This window comes from Limosilactobacillus fastidiosus (assembly GCF_014145505.1).
Taxonomy (GTDB): domain Bacteria; phylum Bacillota; class Bacilli; order Lactobacillales; family Lactobacillaceae; genus Limosilactobacillus; species Limosilactobacillus fastidiosus.
Window position 1 is genome coordinate 22,702 of record NZ_JACIUZ010000041.1, and the last position, 17,761, is coordinate 40,462.

At 38.2% G+C, this 17,761-nt stretch carries 20 protein-coding genes, 1 tRNA gene and 1 riboswitch; of the genes, 7 read left to right on the forward strand and 14 right to left on the reverse strand.

What is annotated here, in order from left to right:
• Window position 1: 1 nt before the first annotated feature.
• Window positions 2-175: riboswitch (Lysine riboswitch) on the reverse strand.
• A 47-nt stretch (window positions 176-222) separates the two neighbouring features.
• From H5R64_RS06210 to H5R64_RS06230, 5 genes are all read right to left on the reverse strand, one after another.
• Entirely contained in the window at window positions 223-696 is a 474-nt protein-coding gene (locus tag H5R64_RS06210) for a GNAT family N-acetyltransferase (protein ID WP_182580870.1), read from the reverse strand.
• 71 nt (window positions 697-767) lie between these two features.
• The gene (locus tag H5R64_RS06215) at window positions 768-1,442 is read right to left on the reverse strand and encodes a phosphatase PAP2 family protein (RefSeq protein WP_182583064.1); all 675 of its coding nucleotides are present in this window, start codon (window positions 1,440-1,442) and stop codon (window positions 768-770) included.
• A 51-nt stretch (window positions 1,443-1,493) separates the two neighbouring features.
• The gene (locus H5R64_RS06220) at window positions 1,494-1,964 is read right to left on the reverse strand and encodes a threonine/serine exporter family protein (RefSeq protein ID WP_182583066.1); all 471 of its coding nucleotides are present in this window, start codon (window positions 1,962-1,964) and stop codon (window positions 1,494-1,496) included.
• Window positions 1,965-1,973: 9 nt separating this feature from the next.
• A complete protein-coding gene (locus H5R64_RS06225; protein ID WP_182583067.1) occupies window positions 1,974-2,729 on the reverse strand; it encodes a threonine/serine exporter family protein in 756 nt (251 codons plus the stop codon).
• A 72-nt stretch (window positions 2,730-2,801) separates the two neighbouring features.
• The gene (locus H5R64_RS06230; RefSeq protein WP_182580866.1) at window positions 2,802-3,455 is read right to left on the reverse strand and encodes a metal-dependent transcriptional regulator; all 654 of its coding nucleotides are present in this window, start codon (window positions 3,453-3,455) and stop codon (window positions 2,802-2,804) included.
• A 181-nt stretch (window positions 3,456-3,636) separates the two neighbouring features.
• Between H5R64_RS06230 and H5R64_RS06235 the strand changes: the two genes are divergently transcribed.
• Window positions 3,637-4,539, forward strand: a complete 903-nt coding sequence (locus H5R64_RS06235; protein ID WP_182583069.1) for a cation diffusion facilitator family transporter — start codon at window positions 3,637-3,639, stop codon at window positions 4,537-4,539.
• Window positions 4,540-4,596: 57 nt separating this feature from the next.
• On the opposite strand, the gene H5R64_RS06240 is transcribed toward H5R64_RS06235, so the two are convergent.
• The 3 genes from H5R64_RS06240 to H5R64_RS06250 form a co-directional block, all read right to left on the reverse strand.
• Complete coding sequence (locus tag H5R64_RS06240) at window positions 4,597-5,283, reverse strand: VIT1/CCC1 transporter family protein (protein WP_182580852.1); 687 nt, start codon at window positions 5,281-5,283, stop codon at window positions 4,597-4,599.
• Between the two features lie 13 nt (window positions 5,284-5,296).
• Window positions 5,297-5,980, reverse strand: a complete 684-nt coding sequence (locus tag H5R64_RS06245) for a VIT1/CCC1 transporter family protein (protein WP_182580851.1) — start codon at window positions 5,978-5,980, stop codon at window positions 5,297-5,299.
• A 194-nt stretch (window positions 5,981-6,174) separates the two neighbouring features.
• Window positions 6,175-6,651 carry a universal stress protein gene (locus H5R64_RS06250; RefSeq protein WP_182580850.1) on the reverse strand — a complete coding sequence of 159 codons (477 nt, stop codon included), beginning with the start codon at window positions 6,649-6,651 and terminating at the stop codon, window positions 6,175-6,177.
• A 274-nt stretch (window positions 6,652-6,925) separates the two neighbouring features.
• Here H5R64_RS06250 and H5R64_RS06255 point away from each other — a divergent pair, with 274 nt between their 5' ends.
• Genes H5R64_RS06255 through H5R64_RS06270 form a run of 4 tightly spaced genes read left to right on the forward strand, consistent with a single transcriptional unit; the run spans window position 6,926 to window position 9,814 of the window.
• Entirely contained in the window at window positions 6,926-7,666 is a 741-nt protein-coding gene (locus H5R64_RS06255; protein WP_269448424.1) for an amino acid ABC transporter ATP-binding protein, read from the forward strand.
• 15 nt (window positions 7,667-7,681) lie between these two features.
• Entirely contained in the window at window positions 7,682-8,509 is an 828-nt protein-coding gene (locus tag H5R64_RS06260; protein ID WP_182583071.1) for a transporter substrate-binding domain-containing protein, read from the forward strand.
• On the forward strand, window positions 8,509-9,147 hold the full coding sequence (locus H5R64_RS06265) for an amino acid ABC transporter permease (RefSeq protein WP_182583073.1): 639 nt from the start codon (window positions 8,509-8,511) through the stop codon (window positions 9,145-9,147). The genes H5R64_RS06260 and H5R64_RS06265 overlap by 1 nt, the downstream gene beginning before the upstream one ends.
• A gap of 13 nt (window positions 9,148-9,160) precedes the next feature.
• Window positions 9,161-9,814 (forward strand): amino acid ABC transporter permease, encoded by a 654-nt coding sequence (locus H5R64_RS06270; protein WP_182580847.1) that lies wholly within the window; start codon window positions 9,161-9,163, stop codon window positions 9,812-9,814.
• 74 nt (window positions 9,815-9,888) lie between these two features.
• Here the strand turns inward: H5R64_RS06270 and H5R64_RS06275 are convergent, their stop codons facing one another.
• The 4 genes from H5R64_RS06275 to H5R64_RS06290 all read right to left on the reverse strand — a co-directional run bounded on the left by H5R64_RS06275 (window position 9,889) and on the right by H5R64_RS06290 (window position 14,256).
• Window positions 9,889-11,076: a CPBP family intramembrane glutamic endopeptidase gene (locus H5R64_RS06275; RefSeq protein WP_182583075.1), complete on the reverse strand. Its 1,188-nt coding sequence runs from the start codon at window positions 11,074-11,076 to the stop codon at window positions 9,889-9,891.
• Window positions 11,077-11,233: 157 nt separating this feature from the next.
• Complete coding sequence (rnjA, locus tag H5R64_RS06280; protein WP_182580845.1) at window positions 11,234-13,099, reverse strand: ribonuclease J1; 1,866 nt, start codon at window positions 13,097-13,099, stop codon at window positions 11,234-11,236.
• Between the two features lie 288 nt (window positions 13,100-13,387).
• Window positions 13,388-13,738: a DUF3368 domain-containing protein gene (locus H5R64_RS06285; RefSeq protein ID WP_182583077.1), complete on the reverse strand. Its 351-nt coding sequence runs from the start codon at window positions 13,736-13,738 to the stop codon at window positions 13,388-13,390.
• A 71-nt stretch (window positions 13,739-13,809) separates the two neighbouring features.
• A complete protein-coding gene (locus H5R64_RS06290) occupies window positions 13,810-14,256 on the reverse strand; it encodes a MerR family transcriptional regulator (RefSeq protein ID WP_231797928.1) in 447 nt (148 codons plus the stop codon).
• Between the two features lie 185 nt (window positions 14,257-14,441).
• Between H5R64_RS06290 and H5R64_RS06295 the strand changes: the two genes are divergently transcribed.
• Together H5R64_RS06295 and H5R64_RS06300 are read left to right on the forward strand one after the other, a co-directional pair.
• Window positions 14,442-15,884 carry an MDR family MFS transporter gene (locus tag H5R64_RS06295; protein ID WP_220476766.1) on the forward strand — a complete coding sequence of 481 codons (1,443 nt, stop codon included), beginning with the start codon at window positions 14,442-14,444 and terminating at the stop codon, window positions 15,882-15,884.
• A complete protein-coding gene (locus H5R64_RS06300) occupies window positions 15,881-16,576 on the forward strand; it encodes a DUF4811 domain-containing protein (RefSeq protein ID WP_182580842.1) in 696 nt (231 codons plus the stop codon). Before H5R64_RS06295 ends, H5R64_RS06300 begins: the two co-directional genes overlap by 4 nt.
• Window positions 16,577-16,631: 55 nt before the next feature.
• Here H5R64_RS06300 and H5R64_RS06305 read toward each other — a convergent pair whose 3' ends face one another.
• Both H5R64_RS06305 and H5R64_RS06310 read right to left on the reverse strand, forming a co-directional pair.
• Window positions 16,632-17,498: an RluA family pseudouridine synthase gene (locus H5R64_RS06305; protein ID WP_182583079.1), complete on the reverse strand. Its 867-nt coding sequence runs from the start codon at window positions 17,496-17,498 to the stop codon at window positions 16,632-16,634.
• 76 nt (window positions 17,499-17,574) lie between these two features.
• A tRNA-Asp gene (locus H5R64_RS06310) sits at window positions 17,575-17,649 on the reverse strand.
• Window positions 17,650-17,761: the final 112 nt, after the last annotated feature.

Genomic DNA, 17,761 nt, shown 5'->3' on the forward strand with positions numbered 1-17,761 from the left:
CGTTCAGCGAAGCGCCCCGCGATTTATCGCGACAGTCCATGATTTTTTCAACCATGACCCAACCCTTCTTAGAATAAGCTAAGAAAGATTTCGGCACTCTTTCCTTTCAAAACTACTCCGGAACTTATTTTCCTAATAGTCCATACTGATAAAGAACGCAACCTCTTCATTTTGACAATATTATACTCTCATCATTTAATAACGCAAGTTTTACTTTCTCCCCTAGCGTTCCCAATACTCACTGATTCCAGTTTTCATCGCCATTGGGATAAAACCGCATCGCTTGAGTACCTGCTTTGAAGATTTATTGTTTTTCTTGGTTTCAGCGACTAATTTAATGCTGTATTTATCTAATTCCTGACAAACAGCATTTATTGCTTCTGTCATATAACCACAATGTTGAGCCAGAGGAATAAGGAGATAGCCAAGCTCATACCTTTTGAAAAATACTTTCCCACTTTCTCCATAAGTATGAAGAAGAGTAATTAGTCCAAGTAACTGTTGTTCATTTCTCGTTTTAATTTGTAATACACATTCTGAATGGCAAAGTAGTTGCAAAGAAGTCAAATCAACTTCGCCAATTGAAATTAGGCCAGCCTGTCTAAACAATGATTGATACTTCAGTAAAGGAGCGATTGAGGCAACTTCTTGTGGGTGAATACGTTTTATAATTAGTCGATTGGTCTTTATTACCATTTACCCTCCTCCTATTTCCCGGGAAATCAAAAAGCGCAACCAAGATCAGGGAGGATCTCTTGCGCTTTAACCTAATAAATTGACTTACTAAATATCTTCATCTCGCGAAGCTTTGGTGCCCAAGCAACATACAACCATTCAGCCACCTGAAGCCAAGTGTATGCCAATAACATTGCTGCAATTGTATCTACTGGCCAGTGAGCGTAAAGATATACTCGGGAAACCGCTAAGAAGAAGATCGCAAAAATTAGTAATAATTGACAGATTGTTCGAACTGCTGCCCGTTGGATAATTGGAATTACTACCAAGAAAAGAATTCCAGCAACTAAAAACAGGCCAAGGGTATGACCACTTGGAAAACTATAACCATCATCAGTAACTAGATGTTGTGCTGGACGAGCCCGTTTTACAAAATGCTTAACAACAGTTCCTAAGACATCCCCACCAAGAATCGTGCAAATTGCCCATACTGCAGGGATTCGATAATTTTTCAACCATAAAACAATTGCAATTATCAGAACCCATAGTAGGTCAAGCTTGGGACTAGCCAAAAAAGAGATTAAGGTCATTAAAGCATGGAACCAGCCAATATTCTCCAAACGTTGACTCGTGAACAACGATTGAAAAATAGCATCCATCGTGGTGCCAATTGTCGAATTGAACTTAATCATTAACATCAAAACGATAAAAACAATCCCACTAATAGTGAATCGTTTCCATCGTTGATCATCTGGAACAATTAACATTATCTTTCTCCTATCATCAATATAAGCATTAGTTTAGAGTATACCATACCATCAAACTTTTGATTTCGAAGATTTTGATAAAGTATGAATATATTTAACGGCCCGAATTATTAATTCACCAAGCCCAAAGCCAAGGGTAATCGCACCGACAATTACAATTACCTGATAAAGGTAAAACATCGCTAAAGGATAATTACCTAGCGCAAAATTACGAACCATTTTATAAGCTTGTCCTCCTGGAACAAACGTAACTAACGCAGGAACATTAAAAACAATCATCGGCATTTTTAAATGACGAGCTGCAGCCATACTAAACAGTGAAATTAAAATAGCGGCAAGTAAGTTACTAATTGCTAATCCTACGTGATGATGATAATAGATGAGCCAATATATCTCCCAAACCCCACCACCAATTATTCCAGCCATATTGTAAGCTCGCGCTGGAATATGGAGTAAAATTCCGAAACACACGGTTGAGGCATACGAAAGAATAAATTGTAAAAATAAATTTTCCCAGTTCATTAGCTCCTCCTAGCTAAAACGCATAACAATTACAATCGCACTTCCGATCGCAACTGCAGTTAAAATTGCTTCAATTCCTCGGGTTGGGGCACTGATAAGGTTTCCAGAAACCAAATCGCGCGCCGCATTTGTTAACGGAATTCCAGGAGCCAATGGCATGACACTACCAATAATGATTGAATTTGCATTATGGGTCCAACCTAGTTTTACGGTTAAAATTGCTAAAATACCAATCACTAACGAAGCACAGAATTCACCAAGATATTGAATTTTAAACTTACGGATAACAAAAGAAAAAACCGCATAGCTCAAGCCACCAATGATAAAGGCTGCCCACCAGTCTACTACGTCACCTGTAAAAACAACCATTAATGCAGCACTTAAAACAGCTGCCGCAAGAGTTTCTAACGGATTTTGCCACCATCCGTTTACCTGCCGCTCAACTGATTTCAACTGAGCATATGCTTCAGGTAACTCAATGACACCACTGGCTAGTTCTCGCGAAACTTCATTTACCGCCGCTATCTTACTAAGATCATTCCTTCGCCGCCGAATATCTGCCACTTGTGAATTAGGAAGATCATCACTACTAGCAACAATCCCGGTTAAAGTTGTAAAAGCTTGAAATTTTCTTAAACCAACGTTCTTAGCCATCCGATCCAGCGTATCGTTTACTCGTTCCATATTTGAACCATTCTCAATTAGAAGTCTCCCTGCAAGGACGCAGGTTCGTAAGGCAAGAATCCGTCGTTGTTCCGTTAGCATTAATTTCTCTCCCCCCTCAATAATAAGGTGTATTAAAAAAGGCTGGGAATCACCTCAGCCTCTTTACATCAATTATTTGCCTGTGATAAAGATGTTATGTGATGCCTTATATGAAACATTCAGTGGTGTATCTTCACCATCTTTTTCAATTACTAATGGTCCTTCAAATGGTTCATGACGGAGCACTTTAACAGTATCATCTGGCCGTAATTTTAATTCTTCAAGGTACGTTAACAATTCATGATTATCCAAGAAACGTTCAAGTTGAACAGTTTCTCCATCATTGGCATCCGCTAATAAGCGATGGGAAACATCCGGAAATTGTCCACTAGCTGATGGAATTACCCCACCATGTGGACATGCTTGTGGATGCTGTAAAAAATTGTCCAGCGCTGTTGCTAGCCGATCACTGGTTTGATGTTCCAAGACTTCTGCTTCTGAGTGAACATCTGCAAAATTATAATGCAACTTATTAACCAGGAATGTTTCCCATAGACGATGCTTACGAACTAATTCTGCCGCATATTTTTTTCCCTTTTCAGTTAACGAAATTCCAGCATATGGTTCATGAACTACTAGTCCCTCATCTGATAATTTCGAAACCATTTCCGTTACAGAACCTGCTGCGATACCCAGGCCCAAAGAAATATCCTTATTTGAAACCTTTTTGTGACTACCACCAAGCTCAAAGATAATCTTAAGATAATCTTCTTTCATCGGTGTCAAGGGCTACATCCTCCTCTACATTGTTTCTCGGCCTACGAACGGTCTACTAAGTTAATTAATAATAACATATTTGATTATAGCATAACCAATAAATAACTTCTTCGGATAGCCTAATTTTTTTGTTAGCTACTGTTTTAATATGATAAACTTAAAATAACATATATTAATGAGGGGTTTTACAATGGATGAACAAATCACGGGAAAGCGTTTTTTAGCAGTAACCGTACTAAATGTTCTTATTACTGTTGTGGAAATTATTGGAGGTCTAGTTTCAGGAAGTTTAGCATTATTATCCGATGCCTTTCATAATCTAGGTGACTCTTTTTCAATCGTCCTTGGTTATTTTGCCCAGACAATCGCAAACAAACCAGAAACAAGCAAACGAACCTATGGATACCGTCGAGCTGAAATACTAGCCGCAATGGTAAATGCCACTTTTCTAGTAATTGTTTCAGTTTTTTTGATTATTGAAGCTGTTAAAAGGCTTCAGCAACCAACACATATCAATGGTGAAATAATGTTACTCGTTGCCGTTATTGGTTTAGTTGCTAACCTTCTTTCAGCAATCCTCCTTTATGCCGGCAGCCATAGTAATTTAAACGTTAAGGCAACTTATCTTCATGTTTTAAGTGATGCTTTGTCTTCATTTGCAGTTATTATCGGCGGGGTAATCTTAAGCTTTGTTAACATCACCTGGCTTGACCCTGTCTTAACAATTGCTGTAGCAGCGTACATTGCCTATGAAGCATGGCCAGTAATTAAACAAACCGTTACCATCCTAATGGAATCAGCACCAAAACTTGATTATAAGGGAATTGAACAGGACCTAATCCAAATTGACGGGGTTACTGCAGTTCACCATGTTCATGCTTGGATGATTGATGAAAAGCGGATTATCTTTTCTGCCCACTTAAATTGCCATGATATGAAACTCAGCGATGTCGAAAAAATTTATCAACAAGTTGACAAACTACTAAATGAAAAATACGGAATCTGTCACGTTACTATTCAAGCCGAGTACCATCGAGGAAAAGATGAAGAATTCTTTGATACGAACGTTGATGAAGAAAATTTAATTAAATAATTAAAAGGGTCTAGTGGAAACTAAAACGTTTCCCTAGGCCCTAATATTATATTAAATTTAGAATAGCCTACCAACACCATAGTGGATGGTAACCGTGATTAGCGCAATAATAATATTCCGAATAACAGCAATTTTTACTAAACCATTTCCAAGTTTAGAACTAATATACCCAGTTAACGCACTTGTCAATACCACCGCTAAAATAACCGCATACCACTTATAAGCAGATGGCGCAAAAGTCATCGCACAAAGAGGAAAAATTCCCCCAGCAGCTGCAGAAAATAGGGAGGAGAAAGCAGCATCCCACGGATTCAAATAGTGACCTAATTCAATATCATACTTAACCCTCACAACGGTTTCTAAAGGCTTTTTATTAAGTAAATCTTTGGCAATTGCTAGCGAAGTTTCAGGAGTAACCCCCTTGCTAACATAATAATCCTTAACTGCCGCCACTTCACCTTCAAAATCTGTTTTTAATAAACGCTGTTCATTTTTAACCGCTGATTGTTCAGTATCCTTTTGGGTCGAAACAGAAGCATATTCACCAGAAGCCATTGAAAAGGCACATGCTAGTAAATCTGAAAGACCAGCAATAAAGATTGTAAACCGATCAGATGTTGCCGCTGCAACTGAAACTAAGACACCAACAACGGTTAAAATTCCATCATTAGAACCTAAAACACCAGCACGAAGCGTGTTGAGTTTTTCTTCCATTGTTTGCTTTTGACGTTTTTTCTTTGCCATTTCTCAACACCCCCTAATGTGCTAGTAGCTGCCCAATAATATAGGTAACACCCATCGTCAATAATCCGGCAATAGCATTTCGAATACTCCCTTTAAGCCGATCTGATTTACTCAGAATGGCTGCACAGTAACCTGTAATAAGTAACGCAATCAAAACTGCAATGGCTGTTGCAAAAATTCGCATATTTGCTGGAGAAAGTGTAACGGCAAGCATTGGTAAAATTGAACCAGTTGGGAAAGAAATAAACGATGCAATTGCTGCAGCATAAGGACTAGTAAAGTCTCTTGGATTAAATCCATACCTTTCCTGAACAACGGTTGATAAGGCATCTTTATCCATTAATTCCTTCGTTGCTTGCTTAGCTAACTCCGGATCAATATCTTGAGCCTCATACTTTTTTTGGACATAGTTAAATTCCCTTTGGTACTGATCGCTTAAACGCTGACGTTCACTAATCAACGCCATTTTTTGTGAATCTTTTTGGGTAGATACGGATACATACTCCCCCATACACATTGAAATCATGCCGGCAAGTGTTCCTGATAGTCCAGAAATCAAAATCGAATAAGAATTATTGGTTGCCGCCGCGACACCAATAACGATTCCGGCAATTGAAATGATACCATCATTGGCCCCCATCACACTGGCACGTAAAACATTAACCCTTTGAGCCAGTGACATTTTCTTTTTGGTCATTTCAAAAACTCCTTTTTTAATTTAGAATCATTATAACATTCCTTAAAAGTAGATCAACAATTATGTTAGTAGTGCTTGTCCTAGTTTAGAAAAATTATTAATTGACTATCAAAGGATAAGAGGCCGGGAAAAGATTTCATTTTTTCACCGACCTCTTTATTCTTAAATAAGTACTATTTATTAATTAGAAATAATTATTCATATCTTTGGACTGCAGTGGTCCGAATAACAAATACGGAAGTCCCGGCATGTTTAGTCATGTAAGATGCTTGGGAACCAACAGCCTTGCGGTTACCCCGCTTACCAATTGAACCAACAACTAATAAGTCTGGTTGGAATGCTGGAATGACGTGATTGCAAATCCGTTCAGCTGGACGATCCCCTTGATCAACTATTCCTGTAATTTTTTCTGGAGCGACACCGTAGTCAACAGCAGCCCTTACATATTCGTTAATCCGCTTCCGCAATTCATCAGCAGAACTATGAACATAGTCTTTATCGAGAATTTGATAAACGTTAACATCATCAGTTTCCAAAATAGAAACAATCCCTAATTCAGAGCCATCTCGCTTGGCCTTATCTACTGCATATGAAAAAGCGGCCCGGGCATCCGGTGCATCATCGACACCGACAAGGATCTTCTTGAACCTTTTTGGCTTAATTTCAAACATTAAACTATTCCCCTCTCTGTGGTCCTGACGATCAATAGATTATCTCGATCGCAGTAAGTTTCACCTACTATGTTACTACTTATCAAACATTTGTAAATATTTATTTTGGTAGACCTAAAACAATGTTCTATAGAATTAAATATTGATTATTTTTTATAATTTTACATTTGACAGGGCTTTCTTGCCTGTCGTTCCAACAAGTTCTATAATTTATATTGTTTTGGTCTTCGTGACCATAAACGATACTGTATATTTAAGGGGAGAGTAAAGCGTAATGTCAATGATAGAATTCCATAATGTCCAAAAATACTATGGTAAGTTCCATGCATTAAAGGATATTAACTTAACAATTGATGCTGGGGAGACCGTTGTTCTAATTGGACCTTCTGGTTCTGGAAAAAGTAGTCTAATACGGACAATTAATGGTTTGGATCCAATTCGCGACGGAAAATTGATTGTCAATGGTTTTGATTTAGCTGATAAAAAGACTAACGTTAACTTAATTCGGAAAGATGTCGGAATGGTCTTTCAACATTTTAACCTCTACCACAATAAAAACGTTTTGGAAAATATTATGTTAGCTCCACGGATCGTTCTCAAACGTCCTGAAAAAGAAAACCGTGAATTCGCAATGCAACTCCTTGAAAAAGTCGGTCTTGCAGATAAAGCTGATAACATGCCAGCACAATTATCCGGTGGTCAAAAGCAGCGAATTGCAATTGCACGGAGCCTCGCAATGAAGCCTAAATGTCTCTTATTCGATGAACCAACAAGTGCCCTTGACCCAGAAATGATCGATGATGTCCTTAACGTAATGAAGGATATTGCAAAAAATTCAAAAATGACCATGCTAGTTGTTACCCACGAAATGGGCTTTGCACGTGATGTTGCTGATCGGGTTATTTTTATGGCGGATGGACGAATTATCGAAGACGATTCTACTGAGAAGTTCTTTGGTGATCAGCCATCCACGCAACGTGCTCGTGACTTTATGAGTAAAATTAGCGGACATTAGAAGGAGGCCAAAATAATGAAAAAAATTTGGCACTTACTAACAATTGTCGCAATTGCTTTCGTTAGTCTTACAACCCTTTCTGGTTGTAGTTCGGTTGCCAACCAGGATATTTTAAAAGTTGATCAAAAGAGCAAGCAAATTACTTGGGGAGTTAAGGCTGATACCAGGCTGTTCGGTTTGGAAGATATTCGAACAGGGAAACTCGAAGGATTTGAAATTGACCTTGCCAAGGCAATCACAAAAGAAATTCTTGGGCCTCAAGGAAAGGCCGTTTTTGTTCCAGTTACTAGTAGTACGCGAGTTCCATTACTAAAGAACGGCAATATTGATGCAATCATGGCCACCATGACCATTACTCCTGAACGAGAAAAACAAGTTGATTTTACCAAATCATACTTTGATGCTGGTCAATCTCTTTTAGTTAAAAAGGGCAGTCCTATCAAAAATATCCAGGATCTCAATAAACCGGGTGAAGTAATTCTTGGTGTATCTGGTTCTAACTCGGTTAAAAATGTTGCTAAGTTTGCACCAAGGGCACGGGTACTCCAGCTTTCCGACTATGCTCAAGCAATGACAGCACTAAAGTCAAAACAAGGAGATGCCCTCACTACAGATAATGGTATCCTTTATGGGATGGCAAGTGAAAATCCTGGTTATGAAGTTGTTGGTGGTAACTTTACCAAAGAGCCTTATGGAATTGCTGTTAATAAAAATCAGGCACCATTTAGAAATAAATTAAACTGGGCACTTAACCGGCTTGAAAAAAATGGGACTTACAACCGACTCCTTCTTAAATGGTTTGGTAATGTTAAAGGTTTTAACTATCAGGAGATGAAACGTTAATGTTAGATATTATTACGACTCAATGGCATCCCCTACTCAACGGTCTTTGGAATACAATTCTCTGCAGTCTGATTGCACTCGTTGGTAGTTTAGTTATTGGGACTTTCTTTGCACTATTAGAAATTTCTAAATACCGAATTGTACGCCTAATCGGTAGTATCTATGTCGAAGTCTTTCGGAATATTCCCTTGTTGGTAATTGCAATGGGATTCTTCCTTATTGTTCCTATGTATATCGTTAAAATTAGTGGTTTTGCGGCTGGGACAATCGGCCTGACACTTTATACCTCAGCTTTTATTGCTGAAACTGTCCGCGCTGGGATTAATTCTGTGGAAGACGGCCAACTCGAAGGGGCTCTTGCTAATGGTCTAACTCATGCTCAAGCGATGCGGTATATTATCTTACCCCAAGCTTTTAAGGTTGTGATTCCACCACTAGGTAACCAATTCATTAACTTAGTTAAGAACTCCTCTGTGCTGGCCTTTGTTGCTGGTTTTGACTTAATGTATGAAGGAAACTTAATTGCTAATGACACCTTAAAGACAATGCCAACATACTTTATCGTTGGTGTTCTCTACCTGATCATTACTTTACCCCTCAGCTACTACATGCGTCACCTAGAAAAGAAGTTAGCTTAGGGAGGAATGAAAAATGCAAAACTTTATTGATGCTTATTCATGGATTAATATCCGCTTTCTTCTTCAAGGACTAGGAGTTACTATTGAAATTTCAGTTGCCTCAATCATCTGTAGCTTCATCATTGGAACCTTATTAGGAATCATTCGTTATGCAAAGATTAAGTACGTGTCAGCAATCGTTGGTTTCATTATTGATTTAATTCGTAACTTACCATTGCTGCTAATAATTTTCTTTACCTACTTTGGTCTTCCAAACATCGGTATTAAACCAGAAATTATTCCGGCGGCCATCCTAGCATTGACCGTTTTTGAATCATCGATGGTAGCTGAAATTGTTCGTTCCGGTATTAATTCTGTTGATTATGGGCAAACTGAAGGGGCTCTTGCCAATGGACTAACGAAGTGGCAAGCACTCCGACTAATTGTCTTACCCCAAGCAATTAAAAATATGTTACCGGCACTAGTTAGTCAATTTATTTCGTTAGTTAAGGATACTTCTTTAGCAACAATCATTGTCCTACCAGAATTAATGTACCACGCTCAAATTATTTATGGGCAAAACACCAACTATATCATTCCAATGTTTGTTGCTTTAGCCGTGTTATATTTTATTGTTTGCTACTCTCTTTCTCTCCTTGCCCGCTACTTAGATAAACATTTAGCATAGGTAGAAAATTAATACATCTAAAAAAGTAAAAGAGGAAATGTTCTTCACCATTTCCTCTTTTTTATCTATTAACTTTAATACTGAATCGAAAATCCAAAACGTTGGTGCTTTCCAGTTAATCGTCTAACATGACGTTCCATTACTTCTCTTCGGGTGTCAAACATCATCCAAAGGCTAAACCCACCAAACATTACTAAGAGAAATAATAATCCCCACCAGTCCGCTGGAACTAAGTCACCAGTTAACTTCGTAGTTCCCGTTGCTAAAAAGCCAAACCAGTCAAGACTAAAGTGCATTAACATTGTCAACCATAATTGACCAGTATATACATAAACAACTGATAAGAATAATCCAAGTAAGAAAGCCAGTGCAACTTGATAAAGGGTTAAATCTATTCTTTGTCCTCCCAAGTTAATCAAGTGGGCAAAGCCAAATAGTAACGAACTAGTAATGATCGCTAACGGTAACCGTTGCTTAACATTACGCCATGCGTAAAAAAGGACACCAAGTAACGCAAACCTAAATAAACTTTCTTCCGCAAGACCAGCTTCAAACGCCTGACATGTTAGTTTAAAAAGACCATGCTTGGGTAAATGGATAATTGCCATCATACTACTTCCTAGCGGAATTACAAAAATAGCAAGTATTAAAAATAGAATCCACCAATTGAAGTCGCTACTCCAATTTGGCTTTAAGCCTGGCCATGATAAGTGCCATGCACGCATTACAGTAACTGCAAAAAGAAAATATGCAACGGCACCAACTGCACCCGTTGATAACAAAATAGTTAACTTAGGGTTAGCAATTAGGTCAAATGGCAGATAAGTAAAGGGGACAATTACAATCTGAAACATCCAAATTACAAAAACAAACCGCTCAATACTCAGATTCATCTGTCCACCAATGACACTAGCGAACGGCGCATACATTACAAAATAGTATAAGATCATTAGCAGCACTACACCGCGCGATGGCATATGGAGCATCGTAATTATTTCCCGGGTAATTACCCCCCAAGCAAAGGTAAGAATTACTGGTTGTGCTAACCCCTGAATCCAGCAATTCACTTTACTGATAATTGGTAGGACATTCTCCCATAATTCTTCAGCTAATCCTAAGCCAAGAATAATTACCATCCATAACAATTGCAGCCAAATATTACGGCCAAGTTCAAAGTTACGAATCATCATCATCATTAAAATAATTAAAGTCGCACCGATTTGAACTCGATACCAGATCTTTAAATAATCTCTTCCAGTCATCGAGATTCCTCCAAATAAATAATTGCTTATATTGTTTGATCATACCAAATTATACTAATGAGTTTAAACATTTTATCCTAGAAATTAGTTAGTTAGTTAAGGATAATAAATAAGTCCCAAAGTCCGGACATCCGGATTTTGGGACCTATTATTATCTCTATTTATTGTTACCAGTAGCAACTGGTTCTTTTTTAGCATTTTGCTTTTTTAGATTGCCATGTTTTCGCTGTTGATTATGATGTTTTGGGTGATTGCTCCGATTGTTATTTTCATGCCCCGCTTTTTTCTTATTATTTGGTTGCCGATAGTGATGATTTTCGTAGTGGCGATCACCATTTAAAATCGTTACCATCGGAATAATTACGGGACGACGACCTGTTCGAGCATAGAGGAGCTTTTGCAAACGACTAATAATTGTCCGATTAAGAGCACGACGATCCACATGCTTATGATTCTTAAAGGTATTTAAGATTGCCCAGAAGACTTCGTGATTAGCTGCCTTAATTAACTCTTGAGACTCGTGCATGTAAACAAATCCTCGTGAAACAATATCAGGTCCCGCAACAATCTGGTAATCCTTCAAGTCAACAACTGCCACCGCTGTTACAACCCCTTCTTCAGAAAGAAGACGACGTTCATGGATTTCTGGATTACCAACAGTATCACCGGCATCACGACCATCAATATAAACATCTGCAGCACTATCGATATGATCAGCAACTCTTGCAGAATCCTTGGTTAGCGCTAATACATCTCCGTTAGCTAAAATAAAACTATTCTCTTGTGGAACACCAGTCATTTCAGCTAGCTTAGTGTGAATCTTTTGCATCCGGTATTCACCGTGAACTGGTGCAAAGAACTTGGGCTTCATTAACCGCAACATGAATTCTTCATCGATTTGACCACCGTGGCCGGAAGTGTGAATGTTGTTAACGTAACCGTGAATAACATTTGCACCATCTTCTTCCAACTTATTGATCAATGCGTTAACACTAGTGGTATTCCCAGGAATTGGGTTACTTGAGAAGACTACAGTGTCACCAGGCTGAATGGTAATTTGGCGGTGTGTCCCGTTAGCAATTCGACTCAATGCTGCCATTGGTTCACCCTGAGAACCAGTACACATAATCAATACTTTTTCCGGTGGATAGTTATTAATTTCACTTTGGTCAATTAACGAATCCTTAGGAATATTAAGGTAACCAAGTTCCTGTCCGGCAGCAATAGCATTTTCCATACTTCGACCAAATACAGCAATCTTCCGCCCTTGGGCAATTGCCGCATCGGATGCTTCACGCAACCGGTAAACATTTGAAGCAAATGAAGCAAAAATGATTCGACCCTTAATCCGTTCGAAAATACGCCGAATATGAATATCAACCCACCGTTCCGACTTAGTAAACTGTGGTCGTTCAGCGTTTGTACTGTCAGAAGTTAAAAGAAGGACTCCCTCATCCCCAAGTTTAGCCATTTGCTGAAGGTTTGGCCCTGGTAAATGGCCAACTGGTGTTAAGTCAAACTTAAAGTCTCCAGTTTGAATAATTGTCCCTTGGGGCGTATGAACCGCAACACCCAAAGTATCAGGAATTGAGTGGGTTGTTCGGAAAAAGCTAACCCAAAGTTTCTTAAAGTGAACTTCATCAAATTCATTAATTTCGTGAAGTTCCGCATCACGCAAAAGGTGTTTTTCTTCTAACTTTCCCTTAATTAGGGACATCGCAAATGGTCCCGCATAAATTGGGGCATTTACCTTTTGTAAGAAGAAAGGCAATCCACCGATGTGATCTTCATGTCCGTGAGTAATAAAGATTCCCTTAATCTTATCCTTATTCTCAATCAGATAATCGTAATTTTGAATTACATAATCAACACCTAGGAGTTCATCTTCAGGGAAAAGCACACCACAATCAATAATGATGATTTCATCTTGGAACTGAACACAGTACATGTTCTTACCGATTTCGCCTAAGCCCCCCATGGCATAAAAGGCGACTTCATTGTTCTTAATATTTAATTTTGACATAATACCTTTTTTGTACCTTTCTATCTGTATTTCATTAAATCAATAACGGAAAATTGTAGGCCAAAAGACCCACTTTTCGGGTTAGAAAAGGGTTCCTTGGCGATTCAGTTTTACTTTTTTATATCCGTACTAAAAACTATTTATATTTTACCATATATTATCTTTTTCTGCTATCATTCAGGATTCCAAAATAAAAAGAGACCGGATTGATTTCCTAGTCTCTTAAAAAATAAAGGTATTAATAGTGTAATTAGAACGTTCTATTACATTTTACAAAAGATTTATTTTCTAATCTTCTGTTGGCAAGTTTTCTTCTTCGTTTTGCCACATCTTTTCCAAGGGAACAATTGGTCCTCCTTCTTGATCGAATTTTACATCAGTCAATTCACTAAGAACCTCTTCATAAGCACTTTTGCAAAGTCGTTCGCTAATTTCAGCTAATTCTTCTTCACCGTGATAAGCGTTCTCTTTCAAAACATGGTTGATTGTCCCCATAACTTTGTTTGAAGCCTTCGCCCCCATAATCTCAAGGCTCTTCAATTGGTATTGATGAATGTAAAAGGCAATAAACGCCTTTAAAGCTGCTTCCTTAGCAGCATGATTATCTAGTTCATCATAGCGTAATCCTACTTGTGCCATTCTGATCGCTTCCCTTTCTCAATTTACCATAAAAATAAATTTTCTTTCATTAATACCATAACACAATCTAATCACTTCTGCCGAAGATGTAATTCAGTTTTTCCATTCTTAACAGTCGCATAAACTTCAATATGAGGGTCTTCAGCTATTTCACCTATTTCAATTTCTCCCTTACCAGGGCCTAGCTGCTTAACATTCAATTTTTGATTAAGAATAAATTTACGTAATAGTTTAACGGACTCACGACGCTCCTGTTCCTTTTTGACGGCCACCGCTAGCGTATATCCTTGATCAAGAAAAAACTTAATCGTACAAACTCGAAAAAGCATAGTAACCGGAAACAGATGGTTTTGATTTTTCTCTTCCTGTTCAGATTCTATGTACCCTTTCTTTTCCCAATAACGAATTTGGCTTGATGATACTCCCGTCATTTCTACTAATTGTGACATCGTAACCCGCAAATTGTTCTGACCAATCATCTTATGAAATCGATCGGCAAGTAAAATACTCATCATCATCCTCCTCCATATTTTAATCTATTTGGTATTATCTTAAAATCAGATATCTTTGTCAAATAATTTGACAAAGATATTAAATAGTTTTATATTAAGTAACATTGATCAAAAAAAGAAAAGAGGTTTTCAGTGTGGATCCACAGTCTATTCCTGTAGATATTAATAACAAACCATACAATAGAAGATTAATGGTCTTGATCCTATTAATTGGTGCATTTTGTACTATCCTAAATCAAACTATCCTCTCAACCGCCTTTCCGGCTTTAATGGATGCTTTTAACATTAGTACGTCAACTGTTCAATGGCTGACTACCGGATTCTTAATGGTTAACGGGATCATGATCCCAATTAGTGCCTACTTAAGCAGTCGTTTTAATACCAAGCTCCTATTCGTCATCGCAATGTCAATCTTTGAAATTGGAACAATTATGTCATGGTTAGCACCATCATTTGCCGTCCTTCTCAGTGGGCGTTTAATCCAAGCAGTTGGTGTGGGTATTAACATGCCATTAATGCAAAATATCATGTTAACAATCTATCCACCTGAAAAACGTGGAGCCGCCATGGGAATTAACGGACTAGTTATTGGTTTAGCACCGGCAATTGGTCCAACCCTTTCTGGATGGGTCATTGATAACTATAGCTGGCGGTGGTTATTTGGAATGATTGTCCCAGTTGCTGCTGTTGTAATCATTGCAAGTCTATTCTTTGTCAAAAACGTTATTCCTAACCGGAAACCACATCTTGACTGGTTGTCAGTAATTATCTCAACGGCTGGATTTGGAAGTATGCTTTATGGTTTCTCTAGCGTGGGTAACGATGGATGGTCCGACCCAGTTGTCTTATCAACCATCATCATTGGTGTTATCCTTGTTGCATTCCTCATTTTCCGTCAGAACAAACTAGAGGAACCATTCTTGGAATTTAAGGTATTTAAGAGCAATGAATTTACCTTGGCAACAATCTTAAGTTCAATTGTAATGATGGCAATGGTTGGGGTTGAGTTAGTAATTCCCTTGTACCTCCAAATTATTCATGGAATGTCAGCTTTCCATTCAGGGCTAACTCTCTTATTTGGTGCCCTTTTCATGGGGGTTATGAGTCCAATCACCGGGAACCTATTCGATCGTCACGGAGCAAGACGGCTTGCGATTACTGGGATGTTTATCCTTTCAGTAGGAACTATTCCATTTGCCTTTATTACCCGTGATACTCCAACTATCTATATTATTTTCCTATATGCAGTACGAATGTTTGGAATTTCTATGGTAATGATGCCAGTAACTACCGCAGGAATGAATTCGTTACCATACCATCTCATTTCTCACGGAACAGCAGTTAACAATACTCTTCGTCAAGTTGCTACCTCTGTTGGTACAGCAATTATGATTTCCGTTCTAACCAATGTCACAAATAATAATAAACCAACTCACTCATTACTAAAGGCTGCTCCCCTTCAATATAAGTCACAAATGTTTGACGCAACTTTAATGGGATATCATGCAGCATTTTGGTTTGCAATTGTCTTTGCCTTAATTGGTCTCTGTTTAACTTTCTTTGTTACAAGCGGTAACGGTATCCATTTAAAGCTTGATCCAGATAACATTCGAGAAAAGGAGGATACTAAATGATCATTATTTTAATGTTTGGTTCCGCAATTGCACTATTCGCTAGCGTAATGTTTATCAACCAGCGAGTAACTAGAATAATTGGAACCATTATTTTCGGCATTCTCTTCATTGTTTCAACTACCCTGATGACATTAAACTACAGTCATCATTTGGGAATGGAAAAAGTAACAACAACCACCACCCAAACTGTCTACTCCGCAACAGAAAAATTACCAATTGCCCTCTATCAACCTGTAGGCACTAACGGTCAAGATAATGTTTTAATTTATAAAACCAGTCAAGGCCAAAAAAAGCCTGTTCACACACAGGCAAATGAATATACGACCAGTAAAATGGAATTCACTAATCGAGCTAAACCACAATTAAAAACAACAGAAACACGATGGCGGTTTAAAAATAATTTTTACAAGTGCCTTTTTATGTGGTCAGGAATGAATGGCACATTAGTTAAAAGAATTAATGTGATTAAATATCCACGTATTTTTATTAAACTCACTCCTATGCAAGCCCAACAACTACAAAAGCGTTTTGTTGCTGCAGGTCCGCGGCTTCAAGCTCAAGCTAAGAGTTTCGTTACTGCCAAGGTTCAAGCTGCAATGGCAAAGCAACCACATATGAGTGCCCAACAAATTCAACAAGTATCCCAACAAGCGGAACAAGAATTTATGGCCCAAATGATTAAGCAAAAATAAATCATAATTATAGCCCCCTAACGATTATTATTTCAATCGTTAGGGGGCTATAAAATTAATTTTCTGGAAGACTATTTATTTCCCGGGAAAACGTTAATTGTTTTAACGTAAATGGATCCTTAAACGATAGTTTTGTTGCCCATAATGCTTGATGTTGACGTTCAGAGGTATCACCATCATAAAGATGATCACCAATCAATGGATGACCCACAGAAGCAAGGTGTACTCGAATTTGATGAGTTCGTCCCGTATGTAATTGAACCCGGAGTCTAGTCCAATCAGCTTGCTCCTCTTCTACCCAGTATTCAGTGATCGCTTGTTGACCATTCTCCGCAATTACCCGCTGGGGCTGTCCTTCACGCCGGGCAATTGGCTTATTAATCATGCCATGTTTTTCATTGAATTTTCCAGAAACAAATGCGGTATATTCCTTTAACATCTGGTGTTGTTGCACCTGTTGACTAATCATACTAGAAGCAACATGATGCTTAGCAATTAATAGTAAACCACCGGTATAACGATCAAGGCGTGTAATCAAATGAGGCCGTTGATCACTTGAATTCTGATCAATTAAATACTTAACTGCTCGATTAAGAACCGTCCCATTATCTACTGACGGACCAGGAATTGAAGTTACTCCTGCTGGCTTATCAATTACTAGCCAATTGGCATCCTCATAAATAATATTAAGCGGTTCATCACTTATTTTTACTGACAAATCGCGCATTTCTGGCTGGGCAATTATAGTTAACGGTTGGTTCGGCAATATCTTTGTTGTTGGCCGAACTTTACGATGATCCACCAGAAATTCGCCTTGGCCATTTTTTAAATCATTAAAAAGTCGGTGTCCCATCCCCAATGATTGAAGGTACTTTTTAATTTTGATTGGCTCAGTGCCTCGATATTGCCATGTATTTTCCATTTTTTCCTCCTACAATATTTAATTATTTATGTAAAAAGGCTGGGAATAAAATTCCCAGCCTTTTTATTAACTATGACGGTCCGTACGAGACTCGAACTCGTGATCTCATCCGTGACAGGGATGCGTCCTAAACCAACTAGACCAACGGACCATTTAACAACAAATAAAAGTATACGAAACTTATTCACCAGTGTCAACAATTTTTTAAATTTCCTTTTAACTTCTTCAAAAAGAAGAAATCCTTTATAATGATTATTAGTATC